This window comes from Treponema endosymbiont of Eucomonympha sp. (assembly GCF_001028545.1).
In genome coordinates, this window is record NZ_BBPW01000601.1 from 1 (window position 1) to 462 (window position 462).

Genomic DNA, 462 nt, shown 5'->3' on the forward strand with positions numbered 1-462 from the left:
CCGCGCCGACGTTTGGCGAAGACGCGAACGCAAGCCCTGCCGACGGGATTGTGCGGGCGCAGGTTCCGCAGGACGATGACGCGCATGACGATAACCTGCGCCCCCACCTTATCCGCGACTTTATCGGGCAGGAAGAAATCAAGGAAAACCTATCCGTGTTTATCGAGGCGGCGCGGGCGCGGGGCGAGGCGCTCGACCACCTGTTCCTCAGCGGCCCGCCCGGCTTGGGCAAAACGACGCTCGCCCAAATCGTCGCGCGGGAACTCGGCGCGGAGTTCAAGGTAACGAGCGCGCCCGCGCTCGACAAGCCGAAAGACCTTGCGGGAATCCTCTCCACCCTCAGCGAAAACGCCGTGTTCTTCATAGACGAAATCCACCGGCTCAAGCCCGCGCTGGAAGAAATGCTCTATATCGCTATGGAAGACTACGAGCTTGACTGGGTTATCGGGCAGGGAGTGAGCG

Annotated in this window: 1 protein-coding gene; it reads left to right on the plus strand. The window is 62.3% G+C overall.

The features are described from left to right. Window positions 1-47: 47 nt before the first annotated feature. Window positions 48-462, plus strand: a 415-nt coding sequence (locus AWU74_RS08260; RefSeq protein WP_162505101.1) for an AAA family ATPase, incomplete at its 3' end; no start/stop codon positions are given.